Origin of the sequence: Afifella pfennigii DSM 17143, assembly GCF_000688515.1 — a bacterium.
Taxonomy (GTDB): Bacteria; Pseudomonadota; Alphaproteobacteria; order Rhizobiales; family Afifellaceae; genus Afifella; species Afifella pfennigii.
Map to the genome: position 1 here is coordinate 50,993 of NZ_JHZK01000015.1, position 21,834 is coordinate 72,826.

The 21,834-nt window shown below is 66.7% G+C and carries 19 protein-coding genes and 1 tRNA gene; 11 read left to right on the forward strand and 9 right to left on the reverse strand.

Going from position 1 to position 21,834, the window contains the following annotated elements; translation table 11 throughout:
- Positions 1-143: 143 nt before the first annotated feature.
- Genes Q331_RS0111705 through Q331_RS0111715 form a run of 3 tightly spaced genes read left to right on the forward strand, consistent with a single transcriptional unit; the run spans position 144 to position 3,839 of the window.
- Complete coding sequence (locus tag Q331_RS0111705) at positions 144-1,091, forward strand: hypothetical protein (RefSeq protein ID WP_026380837.1); 948 nt, start codon at positions 144-146, stop codon at positions 1,089-1,091.
- 41 nt (positions 1,092-1,132) lie between these two features.
- Positions 1,133-2,377, forward strand: coding sequence for a GNAT family N-acetyltransferase (locus tag Q331_RS0111710; RefSeq protein WP_156953329.1), 1,245 nt, complete (start codon positions 1,133-1,135; stop codon positions 2,375-2,377).
- Between the two features lie 34 nt (positions 2,378-2,411).
- Positions 2,412-3,839, forward strand: a complete 1,428-nt coding sequence (locus Q331_RS0111715) for an oligosaccharide flippase family protein (RefSeq protein ID WP_026380839.1) — start codon at positions 2,412-2,414, stop codon at positions 3,837-3,839.
- Between the two features lie 2 nt (positions 3,840-3,841).
- Here the strand turns inward: Q331_RS0111715 and Q331_RS24415 are convergent, their stop codons facing one another.
- From Q331_RS24415 to Q331_RS21300, 3 genes are all read right to left on the reverse strand, one after another.
- A complete protein-coding gene (locus Q331_RS24415) occupies positions 3,842-4,213 on the reverse strand; it encodes a YegP family protein (RefSeq protein WP_034491955.1) in 372 nt (123 codons plus the stop codon).
- Between the two features lie 143 nt (positions 4,214-4,356).
- A complete protein-coding gene (locus Q331_RS0111725; protein ID WP_026380841.1) occupies positions 4,357-5,664 on the reverse strand; it encodes a DNA polymerase IV in 1,308 nt (435 codons plus the stop codon).
- On the reverse strand, positions 5,661-5,966 hold the full coding sequence (locus Q331_RS21300; protein ID WP_051631079.1) for a DUF3572 domain-containing protein: 306 nt from the start codon (positions 5,964-5,966) through the stop codon (positions 5,661-5,663). Before Q331_RS21300 ends, Q331_RS0111725 begins: the two co-directional genes overlap by 4 nt.
- Before the next feature lie 103 nt (positions 5,967-6,069).
- Here Q331_RS21300 and Q331_RS0111735 point away from each other — a divergent pair, with 103 nt between their 5' ends.
- The 3 genes from Q331_RS0111735 (at position 6,070) to Q331_RS21305 (ending at position 8,170) form a co-directional block, all read left to right on the forward strand.
- Positions 6,070-6,441: a response regulator gene (locus tag Q331_RS0111735; RefSeq protein ID WP_026380842.1), complete on the forward strand. Its 372-nt coding sequence runs from the start codon at positions 6,070-6,072 to the stop codon at positions 6,439-6,441.
- 9 nt (positions 6,442-6,450) lie between these two features.
- Positions 6,451-7,818, forward strand: coding sequence for a PleD family two-component system response regulator (locus Q331_RS0111740; protein WP_026380843.1), 1,368 nt, complete (start codon positions 6,451-6,453; stop codon positions 7,816-7,818).
- A gap of 142 nt (positions 7,819-7,960) precedes the next feature.
- Complete coding sequence (locus Q331_RS21305; RefSeq protein WP_034491958.1) at positions 7,961-8,170, forward strand: hypothetical protein; 210 nt, start codon at positions 7,961-7,963, stop codon at positions 8,168-8,170.
- 45 nt (positions 8,171-8,215) lie between these two features.
- On the opposite strand, the gene Q331_RS0111750 is transcribed toward Q331_RS21305, so the two are convergent.
- From Q331_RS0111750 to Q331_RS24315, 3 genes are all read right to left on the reverse strand, one after another.
- Entirely contained in the window at positions 8,216-11,356 is a 3,141-nt protein-coding gene (locus tag Q331_RS0111750; protein WP_026380845.1) for an efflux RND transporter permease subunit, read from the reverse strand.
- 28 nt (positions 11,357-11,384) lie between these two features.
- Complete coding sequence (locus tag Q331_RS21310; RefSeq protein ID WP_169738497.1) at positions 11,385-12,515, reverse strand: efflux RND transporter periplasmic adaptor subunit; 1,131 nt, start codon at positions 12,513-12,515, stop codon at positions 11,385-11,387.
- A gap of 340 nt (positions 12,516-12,855) precedes the next feature.
- Positions 12,856-12,990, reverse strand: coding sequence for a hypothetical protein (locus Q331_RS24315; RefSeq protein WP_281173904.1), 135 nt, complete (start codon positions 12,988-12,990; stop codon positions 12,856-12,858).
- Between Q331_RS24315 and Q331_RS21315 the strand changes: the two genes are divergently transcribed.
- Positions 12,989-13,315, forward strand: coding sequence for a carbohydrate ABC transporter permease (locus Q331_RS21315; protein WP_051631081.1), 327 nt, complete (start codon positions 12,989-12,991; stop codon positions 13,313-13,315). The two genes, Q331_RS24315 and Q331_RS21315, sit on opposite strands and share 2 nt — an antisense overlap.
- Positions 13,315-14,016 (forward strand): TOBE domain-containing protein, encoded by a 702-nt coding sequence (locus tag Q331_RS0111770; protein ID WP_026380846.1) that lies wholly within the window; start codon positions 13,315-13,317, stop codon positions 14,014-14,016. Before Q331_RS21315 ends, Q331_RS0111770 begins: the two co-directional genes overlap by 1 nt.
- Before the next feature lie 165 nt (positions 14,017-14,181).
- Here Q331_RS0111770 and Q331_RS0111775 read toward each other — a convergent pair.
- Both Q331_RS0111775 and Q331_RS21320 read right to left on the reverse strand, forming a co-directional pair.
- Positions 14,182-14,257: transfer RNA gene (locus Q331_RS0111775), tRNA-Lys, on the reverse strand.
- A gap of 39 nt (positions 14,258-14,296) precedes the next feature.
- Positions 14,297-15,280 carry a DMT family transporter gene (locus Q331_RS21320; RefSeq protein ID WP_084175014.1) on the reverse strand — a complete coding sequence of 328 codons (984 nt, stop codon included), beginning with the start codon at positions 15,278-15,280 and terminating at the stop codon, positions 14,297-14,299.
- A gap of 106 nt (positions 15,281-15,386) precedes the next feature.
- Between Q331_RS21320 and glmU the strand changes: the two genes are divergently transcribed.
- The 3 genes from glmU (at position 15,387) to Q331_RS21325 (ending at position 19,640) form a co-directional block, all read left to right on the forward strand.
- Positions 15,387-16,721, forward strand: coding sequence for a bifunctional UDP-N-acetylglucosamine diphosphorylase/glucosamine-1-phosphate N-acetyltransferase GlmU (gene glmU, locus Q331_RS0111785; RefSeq protein WP_026380847.1), 1,335 nt, complete (start codon positions 15,387-15,389; stop codon positions 16,719-16,721).
- 125 nt (positions 16,722-16,846) lie between these two features.
- Entirely contained in the window at positions 16,847-18,673 is a 1,827-nt protein-coding gene (gene glmS, locus Q331_RS0111790) for a glutamine--fructose-6-phosphate transaminase (isomerizing) (RefSeq protein WP_026380848.1), read from the forward strand.
- An 82-nt stretch (positions 18,674-18,755) separates the two neighbouring features.
- A complete protein-coding gene (locus tag Q331_RS21325; RefSeq protein ID WP_084175015.1) occupies positions 18,756-19,640 on the forward strand; it encodes a DUF502 domain-containing protein in 885 nt (294 codons plus the stop codon).
- On the opposite strand, the gene recG is transcribed toward Q331_RS21325, so the two are convergent.
- The gene (gene recG, locus Q331_RS0111800) at positions 19,641-21,737 is read right to left on the reverse strand and encodes an ATP-dependent DNA helicase RecG (protein ID WP_026380849.1); all 2,097 of its coding nucleotides are present in this window, start codon (positions 21,735-21,737) and stop codon (positions 19,641-19,643) included.
- Positions 21,738-21,834: the final 97 nt, after the last annotated feature.

Sequence of the window (21,834 nt, forward strand, 5' to 3'; positions counted from 1 at the left end):
CCGGCCGTCATCTCCCATTAACGCTAGAACACGGATATACTTGCGGTTTTCGTCCAGACGACGCCTAGATTTCGTTTCAAATTGAAGCGGTGCGGCATGCCGAGACCGGCTGCCGGGACATCACCCATGGCGGAGGGCGAACGGTGGCGAGCGACGCAATTCTGGTGGATTGGCAGGACAGGCATGCCGAGCTCTTCGGCAAGCATCTCATCCGGTTGCGGCATCGGCTGCACGAATCGCCGCTTTTCAGCGACGAGGCGCTGGCGCGGCTCATCGAGCGCGTGCCGCGGGCGCATTATCACGTCAACACCATGAACCGGAGCTTCCACGACCCGGCGAGCTGGCGCGACGGCGAGATCGGCGACGCGCGCGGCGAGGAGGTGCTGGAGGCGGTCAGGAACGGCAATATCTGGGTGCTGCTGCAGCGCGTCGCCGAGCTCGATCCTGACTACCGGGCCGCGTTGGAAAGGATCTTCGCCGAGTTCGAGGACAAGGTGCCTGGCCTCAAGACCTTCAAGCGGAAGATGAGCATCCTCATCTCCTCGCCGAAGGTGCAGGTCTATTACCATTGCGACATCCCCGGCCAGTCGCTGTGGCAGATCAAGGGCCGCAAAAGGGTCTACGTCTATCCGAACACGGAGCCCTTTCTGCGCCAGGAGGCGATGGAGAAAATCATCCTCAACGAGGCGGACGAGCAGGAGACGCCCTATGAGCCCTGGTTCGACGAATATGCCGAGGCGATCGATCTGGAGCCGGGACAGATGCTGCACTGGCCGATCAACGGCCCGCACCGCGTCGTCAACGAGGACTGCCTCAACGTCTCCTTCACCACCGAGCATTGGACGAGGGAGCTGCGCAACCGTTACGCCAACCACTACGCCAACGGCGTATTGCGGCGCTCTTTCGGCGTGCGCCAGCCGCGCATCGTGGAATCCGGCCCGGCCCTTTGGGGCAAGCTCGCCCTTGCCGCCGCGCATCGCTATTCGGGCCTGCAGAGGAAGAACCGCATGACCTTCAAGGTCGACTTCCGCGTCGATCCCAAGGCGCCGATGGGCATGCGCGACATCGACGCCTACGAACTGGCGAAATAGCGCCGTCCGCCACGCAACACCATCTCAGGAGACAGATTGCCGTGAGCTTTCAAGCGGCGCCCAAGGATCAGGCCGCATCCCCTGCATGGAGGATTGCCCGGATAGATTCGCTCGCCGGCATGGAGGCGGTCGCGGAACAATGGCGCGCCCTGGAAGAGCGCGCCAAAGACAGCCTGACATTCTTCCAGAGCTACGATTGGTGCCGCACCTGGTGCGGATTTTATGCCTCTCAGCCGGGCGAGGGGCCCTGCATCCGTATCTATGCCGCCTATCAAGGCGAGCGCTTGATATTCGTCTGGCCGCTGATGATCGCCGACGATAGCTGGTCGATCCGTCGCCTCGTGGCCTTGACGGTGCCGCATGGCCAATACGGCAATGTCCTCGTCGACGCGGATGTCGCCGCTTGTGGCACTGTGCCCGCCATCATGCAGAGCTGCTGCGAGGCGATCCGCGACGAAGGAGAGGTCGACGCGGTGTCTTTCGCCAGCGTGCCGGCGGGTGCCGTTCCCGGCCGTTTGCGCAAGCTCTCCAAGGTCTCCGCCAGTAGGACCGGCGTCATCTCGGCGATGGAGCTTGCCCGTTTCGGCGGCTCCTACGAAGCCTATCGAAAAACCCTGAAATCGACGACCCGCCGGGCGCGCAACAAGCGCCGCAACAAGCTCGCCGCGCTGGGCGAGCTCGGCTATGAGGTGCATATGGGAGGCAGCGACGCATACGCCGCCCTGGCGGGCCAGGCCGTCTCCATGAAGCGCCAATGGCTGCAACGCACGGGCCGGGCGACGCGGGGGCTGAATACGCCCCATGTGGCGAAATTCCTCGCCAGCCTGCCTTACCGGCCGGCCGTCGAAGGCCGGCACGGCCATGGTGCCATCGCCGCGGCGCTGACCCTGGACGGGCGGCCGATCGCCATTGAGATCGGCTTTCTCTACCACGGCCGCTTCTATTCCTATCTCGGCGCCTTCGACTGGCAGCTGCGTGCCTATTCGCCCGGCAAGGTGCAGCTTGAAGAGGCCCTGCGCTGGTGCATCGAGCACGGGGTGAAGACCTTCGACCTTCTCGGCGATCCGTCCGGCTACAAGGTCGATTGGTGCAACACCACCATGCCGCTCTACGCCTTCCAGGAAGCGCATTCCTTCACCGGAAAAGCCTATCTCGACGTCTGGCAGGATCGCCTCAGACCAGCCTTGAAGCGCAGCTTCGAAAGCCTGCCGCTGGCCGTGCGCGCACGCCTTCTGACGCGGCTGGAGGCCGCGGCCGAGCCGCTGCCGCAGGCCGCCTCGCGATGAGGCGCCGGGCGCCGCCTTTGCAGGAGGAAGGGCGGTGAGCGCGGTCGCCGGCCTTGCCGCCCGCGTCAGCGCCCTGCCGCTGCCGGCGGGGTTGCGCAGGCGTCTGGCGCATGTCTCGGCCGATAGCGGCGTCTATCTCGGCCATGCCGGCACGGCCTTTCTCATCCGCACCTTCGGCGCCGCCATCGGCTTCGCCCTGCAGGTGCTCCTGGCGCGGCTTCTCTCGCTCACCGACTACGGCCTCTACGTCACCTTCTGGACCTGGCTTTTCCTTGCCGGCCAGATCGCCGCGCTCGGCTTCAACGATTCCTGCCTGCGCTTTCTGCCGCGCTATCTGGCGCGCGGGCGCCTTGAGGAGGCGCGGGCCTTCCTCAGAACCGGCTTCGCCATGGTCGTCGCCGGCTCGCTCGCCATCGCCGCGGCCGGGCTCACGGGCCTGTGGGCGATGTCGTTCCTCTTGCCCGCCGGCGATCCGCGCTGGCTGCTGTTGATCCTCTTTTTCGCCGGCATCCCTTTCATGGCGGTGGAGCTCTATCTGGACGGCATCGCCCGCAGCTTCGGTCTCTTCGTGCTGTCGGCGGCGCCCGCCTTCATCGTGCGGCCCGTGCTTCTGGCCCTGGCGGTGATCGCGGTCGCGCTTCTCGGCCTCCATCTCAGCGCCGTGACGGCGCTCGCCCTGGCCATCGCCGTGACCGGCGTCGTGACGATCGGCCAGGCGGTGATGATCCGCCGGCGCATTACCCGCCAGATCGGGCCGGACCTGTCGATCTCCGAAAGGCCCCGCAAACAGCGGCGCCTGTGGCTCGCCGCGACGCTGCCGCTGACGCTCGTCTACGGCATCGAGGAAATCTATCTCGTCTCCGACATCCTGCTTCTCGGCCTGTTCGCCGAGCCGGCCGAGGTCGGCATCTACTTCGCCGCCGTGCGGCTGATGACGCTCGCCGGCTACGTTTATTACGCCTTCATGCTGATCTCGAGCCGGGAATTCTCGCTGGCGCGTGCCGGGCGCGATCACGCCGACCTGCAGGGCAGGGTGAGCCGCGCCACCAGCTGGACCTTCTGGCTCACGGTGCCGACGGTCGCGGGCATCGTCGCCCTCGGCTACCCGCTGCTTTCCATGTTCGGCCCCGATTACGTCGCCGGCTACGGCGTGCTGGCGGTTCTCGGCCTCGGTCTCATCGCCCGCGCCTCCGTCGGCCAGGCGGGCGACCTTCTGGTCGTGCTCGGCCACCAGAAGGCCAATCTGTGGGTGGCGCTCGCCAGCCTGGTCCTGAACGCGCTGGTCACGCTCGCTTTGCTGCCTTGGCTGGGAATTCTCGCCGCGGCGATCGGCACCGCCGTCTCGCAGGCTGCGAGGGCGGCGGCGCTCGCCTACTATGCCAGACGCCTCGCCAGCCTCGACACCTTCGTCTTCGCCGGCGGCCTTTTGGGCCGGCATGCCGGCCCGGCACATTCCGCCTAGGTTCAGGCGGCCTCGTCGACGGTTTCCGCCGCGGGCGCGTTCTTCTGCACCGAGGCGATCGCCTTCTTGGCGCTGGCCTTGGCTTTGTAGGTTTCGGAGCGCACCATGGTTTCGCCGTTGGAGGCGACGAAGCGCACGAAGGTCTGGCCGTCCTTGGAGGGAGCGATCTCGAAGCGGTAGCCCTTACCGGTCTCCTCCTTGGTCAGATCGATCACCGGCGCCTTGGGGGCGTTCTTTTTCAAGGAGGCGATGCAGTTCTTGGCGCCGGCCTTGTTCGCATAGCTTTCCGACCAGACGATCACTTCGCGGTTATAGACGAACTGCACGCCGAATTGCTCTTTGGCGCGGCTGACGATCTTGAACTTGTGCGGCATTCCCATCCTCCCGGCATTGACCAGCCCTTAGGCTGCAAACGCGCCGAGAGTAGCTTCAACTTGCCGGAAGGGAAGCCTGCTTCGGTTCTTTCTTGCGCAAGCAATGACCGCTTGCCGGAGACTGCGGCGGCAGAACGGCGCTTTCACGCCGGCCCGCGAGGCCGCCCGGATGGCCGCTTGCGCCCGTCCGGCCGAAAGGTCAGCCCGAGATCGACGCCGTGCTCGCCGAAGCGCCGGCGGATATCGTCGACGGCGTGCTCGACCTTGGCGCGGCGCGCCGCCGAAGGGTCGAGCAGATCGTCCGGATCGGCGGCCGAAAGCTCCTGCAATTCGCTGACGCCGATGCCGATGAGCCGGTAGGCGGTCCCGTCGATTTCCTTGACGAGAAGGTCCCGGCCGGCGCGAAAGATACGGTCGGCGAGCGCCGTCGGATCGGTGAGGGTCCGGCTTCGTGTCAGCGTGCTGAAATCGGAGGTTTTCAGCTTCAGCGTGACCGTCTGGCCCGACAATCCGGCGGCCTTCAGCCGCGCCGACACCTTCTCCGCCAGGCGGCGCAGGACCGGCAGAAGCTCGCCCTCGCCGGCAAGGTCCGTCTCGAAGGTCGTTTCGCCCGAAACGCTCTTGGTGGCCCGCTCCGGCTTCACCGCTCTGGCATCGAGGCCGCGCGACAGCTGCGCAAGGCGCAGCCCCATGGCGCCGTAGCGGCGCGCGAGCACGCTCTCGTCCATCGTTTGAAGCTGGCCGATCGTGGCGATCCCGTCCTTCTCCAGCCGCCGCTGCATGGCCGCCCCGACACCCCAGACGATGGAGACCTTCTGACGGGCGAGGAAATCCATCGTCTCCGCCTTGCCGAGGACCGAAAAGCCCCGCGGCTTGTCGAGATCGGAGGCGATCTTGGCGAGGAACTTGTTGTGGCTGAGGCCGACGGAAACGGTGATGCCGACGTCCCGCTCCACGCGGGCGGCAAAGCCCGCCAGGACGCCGGCGGGGGGCGCGTGATGCAGGCGCTCCGTTCCGGAAAGATCGAGGAAGGCCTCGTCGATGGACAGCGGCTCCACCGAGGGCGTGAGCTCCAGCATCATCGCCCGGACCTGGCGGCCGACGGCGGCGTATTTCGCCATATCGGGCTTGATGACCACCGCGTCCGGGCACAGCCGCCGGGCCTTGAACATGGGCATGGCCGATCTGACGCCGTGAATGCGCGCCAGGTAACAGCAGGTGGAGACGACGCCGCGCTTGCCGCCGCCGACGATCACCGGGACATCGGCGAGCGAGGGATTGTCGCGCTTTTCGATCGCCGCGAAGAAAGCGTCGCAATCGATATGGGCGATGGCGAGCGCAAAGAGCTCGGCGTGGCGAAGCGTCCGCGGGCTGCCGCAGCGGGGGCAGCGCGAGGCCGCGGCCTCAAAGCGGTGGAGGCAGTCCCGGCAGAGCGCCGCCTGCGCGCTCATCGCCGGCCCGCGGATCCGGGCGGCCGTCCCGCCTCCAGCCGGTGCGCCGCCTCCGCGATCTCCTCAGGTCTGAGGCCCGCCGAATCGGCGAAGGCGATGAGGTCCGGCTCATGCGCCGTCAGGAAGGCGAGGGTGCCGGCAAGAAAGCCCGGCTCGCCGGCGGCGCGGCGCAGGCTCTGTGCGGTGAGCCCCGTCAGCTCCAGATAGCGCGCGCAAAGCCGCGGCGAGGCGGCGATATGGGCCAGCGCCCTGATGCCGATTTCCTCTGCGCGCTCGTGAGAGCTATCGTCTGCCTGAATCATGCCGTGTTTGCCTTTCCTTAAAAGGCTTTGATCACAATAGGCGAGGCTAAGGGATAGGCTCAACCGTGCCCTCTGCTGACCCGTCTGCAAGAGGCGAATAAACATGCCCAAGACTGTCATGATCGTTGAAGACAACGAGCTCAACATGAAGCTCTTCAACGATCTGTTGAAGGCCAAGGGCTACGATACCCTTCCCATGCGCAACGGCTACGAGGCGCTGGAGACGCTGAAGTCGGAGCGGCCCGACCTCATCATCATGGATATCCAGTTGCCGGAGATCTCCGGATTGGAAGTGACGCGCATCATCAAGCAGGACGAGGAATTGAAGCATATCCCCGTCATTGCCGTGACCGCCTTCGCCATGAAGGGCGACGAGGAGCGAATCCGTCAGGGAGGATGCGAGGGCTATCTGTCGAAGCCGATCTCGGTGGCTTCCTTCATCGAAAACGTGCGCAGCTATATAGGCGATGCATAGGGGACGGGCGTGACCGGGCGTATTCTTGTTGTCGATGACGTTCTGGCCAATGTCAGGTTGCTGGAAACCCGCCTGCAGGCGGAATATTTCGATGTCCGCACGGCGCTGAACGGCGAGGACGCGCTTGAGATCGTGCGCCGCGAGCGGGTCGATCTGGTGCTTCTGGACGTCATGATGCCGGGCATTACCGGCTTCGACGTCTGCCGCATCCTGAAGCAGCAGGCGGAGACGGCCCATATTCCCGTCATCATGGTGACGGCGCTCGATTCGGCGGGCGACAAGGTGACGGGCCTGCAATGCGGCGCCGACGACTTCCTCTCCAAGCCGGTCAGCGAGATCGAGCTGTTGACGCGCGTGCGCAGCCTGGTGCGGCTGAAGAGCGTCACCGACGAGTTGAACCTGCGCGCCGCCGCCATGCAGTCGGTGGGAGTCGATCCGCGCGAGATTTTCACCGGCACGCAGCTGAAGGGCGCGCGCATTCTCGTCATCGACGATCGCGAGGCCTCCATCCGCCATCTGCGCAAGGGGCTCGGCCGCAAGGTGGAGGCGGAGTTCGTGACCACCGGGCCGGAAGCCTTGGAGGCGGTGGAGAAGGGCACCTACGACCTTTTCATCGTCAGCCTTTCCCTGGCGGGCACCGACGGTCTGCGCCTGTGCTCGCAGATCAAGGCGGTCGATCATCTGCGCCACATACCGGTCCTCATCGTTATCGACCCGGACGAGAACGCCAAGCTGCGGCGGGCGCTGGAATTCGGCGTCAACGATTACATCGTGCGCCCGCTCGACGAGGCGGAGCTGCGCGCCCGTGTGACCACGCAGCTGCGCCGCAAGCGCTACACCGACCGCCTGCGCTCCATGGTCACCAACGCGGTGGAGCTGGCCATCACCGATCCTTTGACCGGGCTGCACAACCGGCGCTATCTCGACACGCATCTGAAATCGTTGCTGGAGCGCTCGGCGGAAGCGGGCAAGCCGGTCTCGGTGCTGCTCTTCGATGTCGATTTCTTCAAGAGCGTCAACGACCGCTACGGTCACGACGCCGGCGACGACGTCCTGCGCGAGTTCTCCGCGCGGCTGAAGAAGGGGGTCCGGGGCATCGACCTTGCCGCCCGCTTCGGCGGCGAGGAGTTCGTCGTCGTCATGCCCGATACCGATCTGGAACTGGCCAGCCCCATCGCCGAGCGTTTGCGCCGCGAGGTGGAAGCCAGCCCCTTCGTCACCGGCTCGGGCCTCAGCCTGCCGATCACCGTTTCGGTCGGCCTTGCCTGCCTGGAAGGCAAGAACGAGAGCGCCGAAAGCATTCTGAAGCGCGCCGACATGGCTCTTTACGAGGCCAAATCCGCCGGCCGCAACCGCGTCGTGCAGGCAGCGGCGTAGTTTTCCGGGTCTCGTTGGGACGTCTTGCGTTCTCGTGCCATTGGAGGGCCCCTTGGAGGGCCGGCCGCGGCAAGTTTCCATTAAGCATGTTCTGCTTTCCTGCGTGGGCTCGGCGCTTGCGGCGCAAAGGGGGAGCAACGCGATGCAGAAAGCCACGCTCTATCAGACCGTTCTTCTGGAGCTCTACGATCGCTTCAGCCACCATTCTCTTCCCGAATGGGTGGCCGACGGCCTTGTGGAGGAGGGCCTTGCACAGCGCGCCGAAGGCGGCGAGCTGCACCTGAAGACGCCGATCACGCCCTTCCGCCTGCGCCCGCTTCCCAAGCCAAGCCTGGTGGTCGCGGGCGCCTGAGGCCTGTCGTTTCCGGGGCGCCGCGCGCGCCTCGGTCCGAGCCGGTCATTCCGCCGGCTCGGGGGAGCTGGCTGGCGAATGATGCGGTCGCCAGCCGGTCTTCTCCCGCATCCATTGGAAGACACCGAACAGCAGCGGAATGAGGAAGATGCCGATGGTCGCCGCGGCGATCATGCCGGCAAAGACCGGGATGCCGACGGCCTGCATGGAGCCGGCGCCGGGGCCGCTTGCGCGCACCAGCGGAATGAGGCCGGCGATGAAGGCGAAGCTGGTCATCATCACCGGACGGAACCGCAACCTGGCGCCTTCCATGGCCGCGGCGTGCAGATCCCAGCCCTCCTCGCGCTTTTCCAGTGCGAAAGCGTTGATGAGGATGGCGTTTTTGGCCGACAGCGCGATCAAAACGACGATGCCGATCTGCGCATAGAGGCTGAAGTTGGCGCCCAGGAACCAGATCGCGAACATGGCGCCGAACATGGCGCTCGCCGTCGACAGAAGCACCGGTATCGGCACGTTCCAGCTCTCGTAGAGCGCCACCAGGAAGAGATAGGCGAAGATGATGGCGGCGCCGAGGATGAGCGGCGTCTGCCCGGCCGATTGCTTCTGCTCCAGCGCTTGGCCGGTCCATTCATAGGCGTAGCCCGCCGGCAGCGTCTCGGCGACCCGTTCCATCGCTTCGGTGGCATCGCCGTCGCCGTAGCCGGGAGCGGGCGAGCCCTGAATGGAGACGGCCCGATAATTGTTGTAGCGCGTCAGGCTGCGTGGTCCGACCGATAGCTCGGCCCGCGCGAAGGAGGAGAGCGGCACCATCTCGCCGGCTTTGTTGCGCACCTCGATATCGTAGATGTCCGAAATGGAGGTGCGGAACTCCTTCTCGGCCTGCATGCGCACCGTCCAGGTGCGGCCGAAAAGGTTGAAGTCGTTGATGTAATAGCCGCCGAAGGTGGATTGCAGGGCGGCGAAGATATCGCTGATCGGCACGCCGAGCGTCTGCGCCTTGATGCGGTCGATCTCAAGGCGGATCTGCGGCGTCTCGGCCTCGAAATTGGCATAGACGCGGGCGAGCTCGGGAACCTGGTTGGCCTGCACGACGAGGCTGCGCATGACGGCGGCGATCTCCGCCGGATCCTGGCCTTGCAGGGCTTCCAGCACGAATTCGAAACCGCCGAAGGAGCCGACACCGGAGATGGCCGGCGGCTGCAGCGGGATGAACTGCGCGTCGGGGATGGTCGACAGCCCGCCATACAGACGGCCGATGACCGCATTGATCGACAGTTCGGGGGTCTGGCGCTCCTCGTAATCCTTCAGCCCGAGGAACATCAGGCCGGCATTGGAGGCCGCGCCGCCGCCCAGAAGGTCGAAGCCCAGCACGGTGCCGACGCTGTCGACGCCGGGATCCTCACGGATAATCGCCTCCGCTTTCTGCGCGGCGATATCGGTGCGGTTCAGCGAGGCGCCGGCCGGCAGGTTCATGATGACGATGACGAAGCCCTTGTCCTCGTTGGGCAGGAAGCCGGCCGGGGTGCGCAGGAACATGTAGCCCGTGGCCACCGCGAGCGCGATCAGCGCCACGATGCCGATCACCGCCACGTTCATCAGCTTGCCGATGATCCAGGCATAGCCGTGACCGATCTTGTCGATGGCGCGGGTGATGCCGCGCATGAAACCGACCGGTTCGCTGGAGCGCAGGAACATGGCGCACAGCGCCGGCGAAAGCGTCAGCGCGTTGACGGCCGAGATGACCATCGCCGCGGAGATGGCGACGGCGAATTGTCGGAAGAGGGCGCCGGAGGAGCCGGGCAGGAAGGCGACGGGCACGAACACCGACAACAGCACCAGCGTGATGGCGATGATCGGACCGACGATCTCGCCCATGGCCTTGTGGGTCGCCTCCTGCGGGGTGAGGTGAGGCTCCTCCTCAATCACCCTTTCCACGTTCTCCACCACGATGATGGCGTCGTCGACGACGATGCCGATGGCCAGAACCAGGGCGAGCAGCGAGATGGTGTTGGCGCTGTAGCCGAAGGCGTACATGATCGCCAGCGCGCCGATGATGGCGACCGGCACGGCGATCATCGGGATGAGCGTTGCCCTCAGCCGGCCGAGGAAGACGAAGACGACGACGGCGACGAGAGCGAAGGCTTCCAGAATGGTGAAGATCACCTTCTCGATCATCGTGCCGACGAAATCGGCGGCGTTGTAGACGTAGGTGTATTCCAGCCCCTCAGGAAAGCGGCTCGACAGCTCTTCCAGCTTCTCCGACACCCGGGTTGCGACGGTGACGGCGTTGGCGCCCGGCGACAGATAGGTGGCGACGGCGGCCATGGGGTTGCCGTTGTAGCGCGCGATGACGCCGTAGCTTTCCGAATCGAGCTCCACCCGCGCCACGTCGCCGAGGCGCACCATGGAGCCGTCCGGATTGGAGCGCAGGACGATGTTGCGGAACTCTTCGACGGTGCTCAGCCGGCCCTGCGTGTTGATCGTCAATTCCAGCCGTTGCGCGTCCACCAGAGGAGCGGCGCCGAGCTTGCCGGCGGCCGCCTGCAGGTTCTGCGATTCCACCGCCGCGGCGATGTCGGCGGGCGTCAGGTCGAGATTGGTCAGCTTCTGCGGTTCGAGCCAGATGCGCATGGCATAGTCGCGCTCGCCGAAGACCTGAACGTTGCCGACGCCGTTCACCCGCTTCAATTCGTCGATGACGTTGATGGAGATGAAGTTCGACAGGAAGAGCTCGTCGAAGCGGTTGTCGGGCGAGTGGAACAGGAAGACCTGCAGCTGGTCGGTGGCGGCGCGCGTGACGCTGAGGCCGACATCGCGCACCTCCGCGGGAAGCTGGCTCTCCACCTGGGCGACGCGGTTCTGCACGTTGATGGCCGCCACGTCGGGGTCGGTGCCCAGCTCGAAGGTGATGTTGAGCTGGTAGGAGCCGTCCGAGCTCGACGTCGACTTCATGTAGCGCATGTCCTCCACGCCGTTGATGGCGCTTTCGAGGGGCTGCGCGATGGCTTGCTCGACGGTCTCGGCGCTGGCGCCGACATATTGGGTGGAGACGCTGATCGTCGGCGGCGCGATGTCCGGATATTGCGCCACCGGGATGACGGCGAGCGAAATCAGCCCGACGAGCGTGATCAGGATGGAGATGACGAAGGCGAGCCGCGGCCGCCGGATGAAGAGATCGAAGATCATGAGGGGTGCTCGGCCGCTCCGCTTGAGGCTATCGGTCGGTGGAAGCCGTCGCCTGCTTGGTTGGTGTCGCGTCCTGTGGCACCACCTGCATGCCGGGCCGCACCTTCTGCTGGCCGGCGACGATGACGCGGTCGCCGGCGACGAGACCGCCGGTGATGACGATGGCGGGGCCGCGCTGCTCGCCGGTGGTGATGCGCCGCTGCTCCACCTTGTCCTCGCCGTTGACGAGCAGCGTGTAGGTTCCCTGCTGGTCGATGAGGAGGGCCGATTGCGGCATCATCAGTTTCTCTTCCGGCGTCTTGGCGGCGACGATCGCATCGACGAGCTGCTTGTCGTAGAGCAGGCGATCGGGATTGGGCATGGAGGCGTGCATCATCACCGAATCGGTGCCTTCATTGGCCTCGATGTTGGTGAACAGAATGTCGCCCTGATGCGGGTATTCGCTGCCATCGGCGAGGCGCAGCTTCACCGCCACTTCGTCCTTGCGTTTGGCGTAACCGTCCTCGCCGACCAGCAGATGCTGGGGGACCGGGAAAGCGACCCGCATCGGATCCTGCTGGACGATGCGTGCCAGCGGGCCGCTATCGGGCCCCACCAGGGCGCCCTGCGAGAACGAGGCGATGCCGATGCGGCCGCTGATGGGCGCTGCGATCTGGGTATAGCCGAGGTCGAGCCTGGCAAGGCGCAGCGCCGCCTCCTGCTGGCGTAGCGTGGCTTCGGCCTGATCGCGGTTGGCCCGCGCCTCGTCGAGGGCGGCCTGCGATGCGGTGCGGCGCTCGATCAGCGTCTGCTGGCGCTCGTAGTTGAGCTGGGTGAGCTCCAGCGCCGCCCGCGCGCTTTGCACGGCAGCTTCCGCGCGCGCCACCGCCGCCTCGTAGGGCGCAGGATCGATGGTGAAGAGGATATCGCCCTTTTCCACCTCTGCGCCTTCCTCGAATTGCCGCGGCCCGAGATAGCCCTGGACTCGCGCCAGCACCTCCACGCTTTCGGCGGCCTCTACCCGGCCGGTGAAGGTTTCCTGCTCCGTCACATCGGCGAGCCGGACCTGCTCCACGGTGACGGCGGGAGGCGGAGCCTCGCCGGGCGCGCCCTGGGCATGGGCGGGCGCGAGGAACGGTGCGGCGAGCAGCGCCGCCGTGCCAAGGCCAATCAACGCCACCTGCATCCGGCGTGCCGAGGCTCGACGGCACGAAGAAACTCGCTTGTGCATAAGGGCTACCGGTTGGTTGCAAGGGAGCCTCTGCGCCACGCCGGCGCCGGCATCCATGTCGGGGGGTTGAGATAATACCGCCCGGCGCAAATGCAAACCCCGCCCGAGGTTACAGCTTCGCAACGTTGCCACTGTGGCGCGCCGACCACGCCGTGCGCGGCAGGGCGGGATGCCGAGCCCGCCAGCGCCGCCTCCTGAACCGGCGGGGCGGCTCTGTCGCCGGCTTCGCGCCACGGGGCCGCCGTGTGCCTCCATACAGCCCTACGACATCGGGCCGGGACCGCGCCCCTCAGCTATCGGCGGCAACCGCCTGGCTCGTGCCGCGCAGGAAGTCGAAGTCGCAGCCCTCATCGGCCTGCAGCACATGCTCGTCGTAGAGGCGGTGTCTCAACATCGCCTTCAGCGCGCTTCTCATCATCCGCATGACGCCGGCCGTCTCGCTGGCCGTGCCGATCTATCTGATGATGAGCCACTACCGGCTGCTCGACACCTATCTCGGACTGTCGCTGGTTCACACCATGCTGTCGCTGCCGCTCGCCATCTGGCTGTTGAAGGGCTTCATCGACGGCATTCCGCGCGAATTGGAGGAGGCGGCGATGATCGACGGCGCCACCTCGCTTTGGCAGGTGCTGCGCTACATCGTCCTGCCGCTCGCCGCGCCGGGCATCGCCGTCACCGCCTGCTTCGTTTTTCTGTCGAGCTACATTGAGTTCATGTTCGCGCTGATCATCGCGCGCGGCGACATCTGATGGCGGTGGCGCTTTGGCTGTTCGGCGATGTGCGCGACGCCTTCGCCTGCATGGAGACAACGCGCGCGGCCGAAGGCCATCTCCTCGACGCCCCGGCGACGATGATGTGGCGGCACCAGGACCCGCCTCTGCACGACGTGTGGGATGTCAGCCTGGCGCTGAAGATGCGCGTGCGCACCGACTATTACGCCAGCCACGAGCAGTTCGAGATCCAGGGCGAGGAAGGCCTCATCACCGTCCATCGCTGCTCCGACCGCATCCTCGACGAGCCGATGCTGACGCTCTACCGCGACGGCGAGGTGCGCGCCTTCCACAATATCGAGGACGATTGGGGCGCCAGCTTCGCCCATTCCACGCGGCATTTCGTCGACGTTTCGCCGTTGCGTCGGCAAGGCCGTAGACTGCCGGTAACGGCAGGCGAGGGCTGGATCGACGGCAAGGTGATGGTGTCGGAGCATCTCGGCTCCGAGACCTATCTGCATATCCGCCTTGCCGGGGACCTCGATGCCTCTATCCGCGCGAGCGGGGTGACGACGAGCAGCCCCGGCGACCGCCTCGGCATCGCCTTCGAGACAGCCGAATGCCACGTCTTCCGCGAGGATGGCAGCGCGCTTCGCCGCCTTTCCGTTCCCGCCATCCTGCCGGACAGCGATGGCAAGCAGACGCGGCCGGCCGAGCCGCAAAGAGCCGCCGCCTCCTGACCTCGCGGCGCGGCTCTGTCGCCGGCTTTGCGCCAACAAAACCGCTTCGTCCTTCCAGACGGTGTCACGACATCGGGCCGGGACCGCGCCCTCCTGCAAGGGGCGCGGCCACCGGGCGTGCGGCGCGTGCCGTCACCGTCGTTTTGGGCTGGACGTTTTTGGACTTGGTGAGCCCTCCGGGACTCGAACCCGGGACCTACTGATTAAAAGTCAGTTGCTCTACCAGCTGAGCTAAGGGCCCTGAAGGCGCGGCGGACCCTATGAAAGCTCCCCCGAGCGGTCAAGCGGTTTCGCCGGCCTTAGAGCCTTTGTGCCCGCCCGTTTCGGCGGCGTGGCCCGGTCCCGTCCGGGGCCGAAGACGAGGCAGGCGTGCCGGCAGCGTCGCCAGCATCAGGCCAGGCAGGACGAGGAAGAGCCCCGCCGCGTGGTAGAGCTGGAACGGCTCGCCGAGGAAAACCATGGCGAGCGCCACCCCGTAGGGCGGCATGAGATAAAGGAACATCCCCGGCACCCCCGGCCCGAAGCGCCGCACGCCCCATTGGTAGCTGGCGAAGGCCATCACCGAAGGCAGGAGCGCCAGCCCGGCGATCGAGACCCAGGCTTTGCCCGTTGCCGGAAAGGCGCCGAGCCAGGCCATCTCGCCGATGGCGAAGGGCATGAGGATGAGGCTGCCGGCGAGCGCGATGGCGGCGATCACCGTCAAGGTCGGCAATCCGTCGAAGTCGCGGCGCTTCAACAGCACCGAATACACGGCCCAGGAGAAGGCGGCGAGGGCGATGAGAAGGTCGCCGATATTGAGGTCGAGCGACAGGAGGCGGGAGAGCTCGCCCCTTAGCACGATGGTGGCGACGCCGATGAAGGCCATCGCGACCCCCAGCATCTGGCGCAGCGACAGGGCGCGGCCGCGAAACAGCCATTCCAGAAGGAGGATCATCACCCCGGCGGAGGTGTAGATGAGGGTGGCGTTGGTGGCGTTGGTGTGGCGCAGCCCCAGATAGACGACGGCGCCGCATATCCACATGCCGAGAAAGCCGAGGAGGAGGACAAGCCGCCATTTGCGGACAAGCTGCCGGCGATGGCGCCAAAGGCCCGGCCCGGCGAAGGGCAACAGGATGAGCAAGGCCGTCAGCCAGCGGAAGAAGGCGAGGCTCCATGGCTCCACCGCCGTCACGGCGGCGCGGCCGATGACGAGGTTGGAGGCGAAGAAGAGCGGCATCGCCAACAAAAGCGCGATGTCGCGCCCGCGTGCGGATGAGGAAGGCATTCTAAGATGAGGCCTTTCGGCTTACGCAGCGCTGCGGTAACGGACGGGCTGAAAATGCACAAGCCGGCGGTTCGTCGTAGGCCGCCGGCGCGGAGCGGACGGCAGCATGGCACATCTCACCACCATCATCCTGGCAGCCGGCGAGGGCACGCGCATGCGTTCCGCCAAGCCGAAGGTCCTGCATGCGATCGGCGGCCTGCCGATGCTGGGCTTTGCCATGCGCGCGGCTCAAATGGCCGGCGCCGAGCGGCTCGGCGTCGTCATCGGGCCGGGCCATGACGATGTGCGCCGGCTGGTGGAGAACGAAAACAACGCCGCCGATGTCTATGTGCAGGAAGAGCGCCGAGGCACCGCCCATGCGGTGCTGATGGCGCGGCCCTCGCTTCAGGACGCGGAAGGGGTCGTCATCGTCCTCTTCGGCGATACGCCCTTCGTCACCGCCGAGACGATCGCCCGGCTCGCCCGCGCCGTGGAGGACGGCGCCGCGGTCGCCGTCGCCGGCATGCGCCCGCCGTCGCCCGCCGGCTATGGCCGTCTCGTCACGCGGGACGGCAAGCTCGTCGCCATCGTGGAGGACAAGGACGCTTCTGCGGAGGAGAAGCGGATCACGCTCTGCAACGGCGGCCTGATGGCCTTCGACGCACGGCATATCCTGCCGCTCCTCGACGCCATCGGCGACGACAACGCCCAGGGCGAGTTCTACCTGACCGATGCCGTCGCGCTTGCCAATCGGCGCGGCCTCGCCGTGACGGCGGTGGAGATCGGCTTTGCCGAGGTCTTCGGCGTCAACGACCGGGCGCAGCTCGCCGAGGCCGAGGCCCGCTTCCAGGAGGCGCGGCGCAAGGCGGCGATGCTCGCCGGCGTCACGCTTGTCGCGCCCGAAACGGTGTTCTTCTCCCATGACACGGAGCTTGCCGCCGATGTGACGGTGGAGCCGCATGTGGTCTTCGCTCCCGGCGTGAGGGCGGCTTCCGGCGCCCTCATCCGCGCCTTTTCGCATCTGGAGGGCTGCGCGCTCGCCGAGGGCGCGGTGGTGGGGCCCTATGCCCGCCTGCGGCCGGGCGCGGAGGTCGGCAGGAAGGCCAAGATCGGCAATTTCTGCGAGGTGAAGGCGGCGGCGATCGGCGAGGGGGCGAAGGTCAACCACCTCTCCTATATCGGCGACGCCTCGATCGGCGCGGGCGCCAATATCGGCGCCGGCACCATCACCTGCAACTACGACGGCTTTTCCAAGTATCGCACCGAGATCGGCGCGGGCGCCTTCATCGGTTCCAATTCCTCGCTGGTCGCCCCGCTCGCCGTCGGCGATGGCGCCTATGTCGGCTCCGGCAGCGTCGTCACCAAGGACGTGCCGGCCGACGCTCTGGCGGTCGCCAGAGGACGGCAGGTGGAAAAGCCCGGCTGGGCCGATGCCTTCCGCCGCCGCCAGGGCAAGAAATGAGCGCCCGCATTCCGGTCACCGGCTTTCAAGCTTTTTCTGTCACACTGTGACATGGCAATTGATTTCCGTCGCATTCGGCCCTTCGGCAGATTGGCGCCGGCGCAACGAAGAGAAGTGACTATCTGATGTGTGGCATTGTCGGGATCGTTGGAACGGCGCCGGTGGCGGAGCGTCTCGTGGAGGCGCTGAAGCGGCTGGAATACCGCGGCTACGATTCGGCCGGCGTTGCCACCTTGGAAGCCGGCGGCCTTGAGCGCCGCCGCGCCGAGGGCAAGCTCGTCAACCTGCAGAACCGGCTTGCCGCCGAGCCGCTCACCGGCCTCATCGGCATCGGCCATACACGCTGGGCGACGCATGGCGCCCCGACGGAGGGCAACGCCCATCCCCACGCGACCGAAAAGGTCGCCGTCGTCCATAACGGCATCATCGAGAACTTCCAGGAGCTGCGTCAGGAAATCCGCGCCGGCGGCCGCACCCTGGAGACCGACACCGATACGGAGGTCGTCGCCCATCTGGTGACCATGGCGATGGCGGCCGGCATGTCTCCGGTGGAGGCTGCCTCTTCCACGCTGGCGAAGCTGGAGGGTGCCTTCGCCCTCGCCATCCTCTTCTCCGGCGAGGAGGACCTCCTGGTGCTGGCGCGCCGCGGCAGCCCCCTGGCGGTCGGCCATGGCGAGGGAGAGATGTATCTCGGCTCCGACGCCATCGCGCTCGCCCCCTTCACCGACCGCATCACCTATCTGGAAGATGGCGACTGGGCGGTGCTGCGCCACAAGAGCCTGGAGGTCTTCGACGCCGGCGGCGCCAGGGTCTCGCGCCCGATCGTGCAGTCCGTGGCCTCCAGTCTTCTCGTCGACAAGGGCAACCACCGCCATTTCATGGCCAAGGAGATTTACGAGCAGCCGGAGGTGGTCGCCCACACCCTCGGCCATTACGTGGATTTCGCCAGCAACCAAACCTGCCTGCCGGATGGCGGGCAGATCGACTTCGCCGGCCTGTCGCGCCTGGCCATGTCCGCCTGCGGTACCGCCTTCTATGCCGGGCTCATCGGCCAGTACTGGTTCGAGCGCCTGGCGCGGCTTCCGGTCGATATCGATATCGCCTCGGAATTCCGCTACCGCGAAGTGCCGCTGAGCCAGGGCGGGCTGTCGCTGTTCATCTCGCAATCGGGCGAGACCGCCGACACGCTCGCCTCCCTGCGCTATTGCCGCGATGCGGGCCAGCAGATCGGCGCCATCGTCAACGTGCCGACCTCCACCATCGCGCGCGAATCGGACCATATCCTGCCCACGCTCGCCGGCCCGGAGATCGGCGTTGCCTCCACCAAGGCCTTCACCTGCCAGTTGACGGCGCTCTTGGCGCTCGCCATCGCCGCGGGGCGCCAGCGCGGTCATCTTTCGCAGGAGCAGGAGCAACGTCTCGTTCAGGCCGCCGTGGAGGTGCCGCGCCACATGACCCAGGCGCTGAAGCTGGAGGCGGAGATCGAGGCGCTCTCCAAGGAGCTCGCCAAGGTCAAGGACGTGCTCTATCTCGGCCGCGGCACGTCCTTCCCGCTGGCGCTGGAGGGGGCGCTGAAGCTGAAGGAGATTTCCTACATTCACGCCGAAGGCTACGCGGCGGGCGAGCTGAAGCACGGACCGATCGCGCTCATCGACGAGACCATCCCGGTCATCGTCGTCGCCCCGCACGACCAGGTTTTCGACAAGACGGTCTCCAACATGCAGGAGGTCGCCGCCAGAGGCGGGCGCATCATCCTGCTGACCGACGCCGAAGGCGCCCGGCGCGCCTCCGTGGAGACCATGAAGACGCTGATTTTGCCCACTGTGGCGCCGGAAGTGGCGCCCATCGTCTACGCCGTGCCGGTGCAGCTCATCGCCTATCATACGGCGGTGGTGATGGGCACGGATGTTGACCAGCCGCGCAACCTCGCCAAGTCTGTAACTGTTGAATAGAGCGCAACTTTTGGCGAGCACACGCCCGGCGAGGTGATATGGTGGGCCGATCCGGCGAGCTTGCCGGTGGGAGCTCATTGGGATGAGAGGCGAGAAGAACACCGGCGAGGAGAAGCCGCACAAGCGGCACTCGCGAGCCGGGCTGCGGCTGAGAAGCTATTTCCTGACCGGCATCGTCGTGGCGGCGCCGATCGGCATCACCGTCTACCTGACCTGGACCTTCATCGCCTGGGTGGACGCCTGGGTGAAGCCGCTGGTCCCGCGCGCCTACAATCCGGACAATTATCTGCCGTTTTCGGTGCCCGGATTCGGTCTCATCGTGGCGATCCTGGCGCTGACGCTGCTCGGTTTCCTCACCGCCAACCTGGTCGGGCGCACCATCGTCTCCTGGGGGGAGATTCTCCTGGAGCGCATGCCGCTGGTGCGCAATCTCTACAGGGCGCTGAAGCAGATCTTCGCGACCGTCCTGTCGCAATCGAGCCGCTCCTTCCAACAGGTCGGGCTGATCGAATATCCGCGTCGCGGCCTGTGGGCGCTTGTGTTCATCGCCACGGAGGCCAAGGGCGAGGTCTCCGTGCGTCTGGAGGAGGCGGGCGAGACGATGGCGGTCTTCCTGCCGACGACGCCGAACCCGACCTCCGGCTTTCTCCTCTTCGTGCCGGTGCAGGACGTCATCCTCCTCGACATGACGGTGGAAGAGGCGGCCAAGCTCGTCGTCTCCGCCGGCCTCGTCTCGCCGGAATATCAAAGCCGCACCAGGCAGCTCGCGGCCGCGGCGAAGGCCGAGGAGGAAGACGCGCCGCAACCGGAGGCGCCGGCCCAGGCGGAACCGGATACGGAGCCGCAAAGGGAGCCTCAGGACGGGGAGCCTCAGGAGCGGGCACCGGAGGGGGCGGCAGAAAAGGCGCCGGCGCGCAAGCGCGCCCCGGGAAGACGGCGCCGGCGCAGCCGCGAAGCCGCCGAATGATTATCCCGCGCGCATCAGCCTGACGGCCGCATCCCGCTTGAAGAGATAGAGAAGGGCGCGCACCGCCTCCTCATGGGCGCTCTCGCCGCGCTCGCGATGCGCCAGGATGAGTTTGGCTTCGGCGCGGGCAAGTTCCAAGAGCTCGCCGTGAAACTCCGGCCGGGCGATGGCAAAGCCGGGCATGCCCGACTGGCGCGTGCCGAGAAGGTCGCCTTCGCCGCGCAGCTTCAGATCCGCCTCCGCGATGGCGAAGCCGTCATTGGTCTCGCGCATCACCTTCAGCCGCTCGCGCGCCGTCTCGCCGAGCGGCGGCTTGTAGAGGAGGAGGCAGCTCGAGGCCTTGCTTCCGCGTCCGACGCGTCCGCGCAGCTGGTGCAGCTGGGCAAGGCCGAAACGCTCGGCATGCTCGATCACGATGATGGAGGCATCGGGCACGTCGACGCCGACCTCGATGACGGTGGTGGCGACGAGAACGGCGCCCTTTGCGGCGCGGAAGGCGCTCATGGCCGCGTCCTTTTCCGCCGGCTTCATGCGCCCGTGCAGGAGAAGGGCGCTGGCGCCGAAGATTTCCGCCAGCTCTTTGTGGCGCGCCTCCGCGGCCGCCGCGTCGCTCGCTTCCGATTCGGCAACCAGCGGGCACACCCAATAGACCTTCTCGCCTTTTTCGACGGCAAGGCGCACGCGCTCCACCACCTCGCCGAGGCGTTCGGCCGAGGCGACGCGCGTCTCGATCGGCTGACGGCCGGCGGGTTTCTCGCGCAGCTCCGAGACCGCCATGTCGCCGAAATAGGTGAGCACCAGCGTGCGCGGGATCGGCGTCGCCGTCATCACGAGAAGGTCCGGCGCCGCCCCCTTGGCGGCCAAAAGCATCCGCTGATGCACGCCGAAACGGTGCTGCTCGTCGACGACGACGAGGGCCAGATCCTTGAAGGTGACCGTCTCCTGAAAGAGGGCATGCGTGCCGATGGCGATGTCGATGGAGCCCTCCGCCAGCGCCGCGCGCTTCTCCCCGCGCTCGCCCGCCTCCCTGCCGGTGAAGAGCGCCACCTTCAGCCCGGCCGCCTCCGCCAAAGGGGCGATGGTGGCAAAATGCTGGCGCGCCAGCACTTCCGTCGGCGCCATCAGCGCCGCCTGGCCGCCGCCTTCGGTGATATCGGCCATCGCCGCGAGCGCCACCAGCGTCTTGCCGGAGCCGACATCGCCCTGCAACAGCCGCAGCATGCGCTCCGGCGCCCGCAGATCCGCCCGGATGGCGGCGATAGCTTGCTCCTGCGACCCGGTCAGCGAAAAGCCGAGCCGCGACAGCATGCGCTCCGCCCGCGCGCCTGAAAAGCGCCTCGCCTTGCCGGCGCTCTTGCGTGCGCTGGCCCGCACCAGGAGAAGCGCCAGCTGGCTGGCCAGGAGCTCGTCGAAGGCGAGCCGCCGCCAGGCCGGGCTCTCAGGGCCGAGGGCTTCGCCATCCTGCGGCAGGTGCAAAAGGTTGAGCGCCTTGTCGAAGCTCGGCCATTTCTCGCGATTGAGAAGCGCCGGCGTGATCCATTCGGCAAGCTCCGGCAGCTTTGCCAAGGCGGCGCGGATCGCCTTGGCGAGCGTGCGCGGTGCGAGCCCTTCCGTCAGCGGATAGACCGGTTCCACGGCGAGGATGTCGCCGGCCTCCTCCGGCGGGCCGACGAAATCGGGATGGGGGATCTGCGCCCGGTAGTCGAAACGGTCGAGCCGGCCGGCCACGACGCGGCGGGCGCCGAGCGGCAGCAGCTTCTCGATCCAGCCCGCCCTGGCGTTGAAGAAGACGAGCTCCACCGTCTCCATGCCGTCGCCGAGGATGACGCGGAAGGGCGCGCGCGAATGCCGGCGCGGCGCCTCGTGGCGCTCCACGACGCCTTCGATGATGACATGGCCCGTCTCCGGCAGCTCCGACAGGCTGGCGATGCGTTGGCGCACGATCGCCGAGGCGGGCAGGTGGAAGAGAAGGTCGCGGATCAGCGGCGGGCCCTCGCCGACATCGGTGACGCGCGCAATCAGCTTCTCCACCTTCGGGCCGACCCCCGGAAGGGTCGCGGCCTCGGCGAAGAGCGGATCGAGAAGGGACGGGCGCATGTCCCTTCCTGCCCCGCGCCGCCTCCGCCGACAAGCGATCCGCCTTGCCGGTTCAATTGCGGTGGATAAGTCTCTATGAGCAGCGGTCAGTGAACGG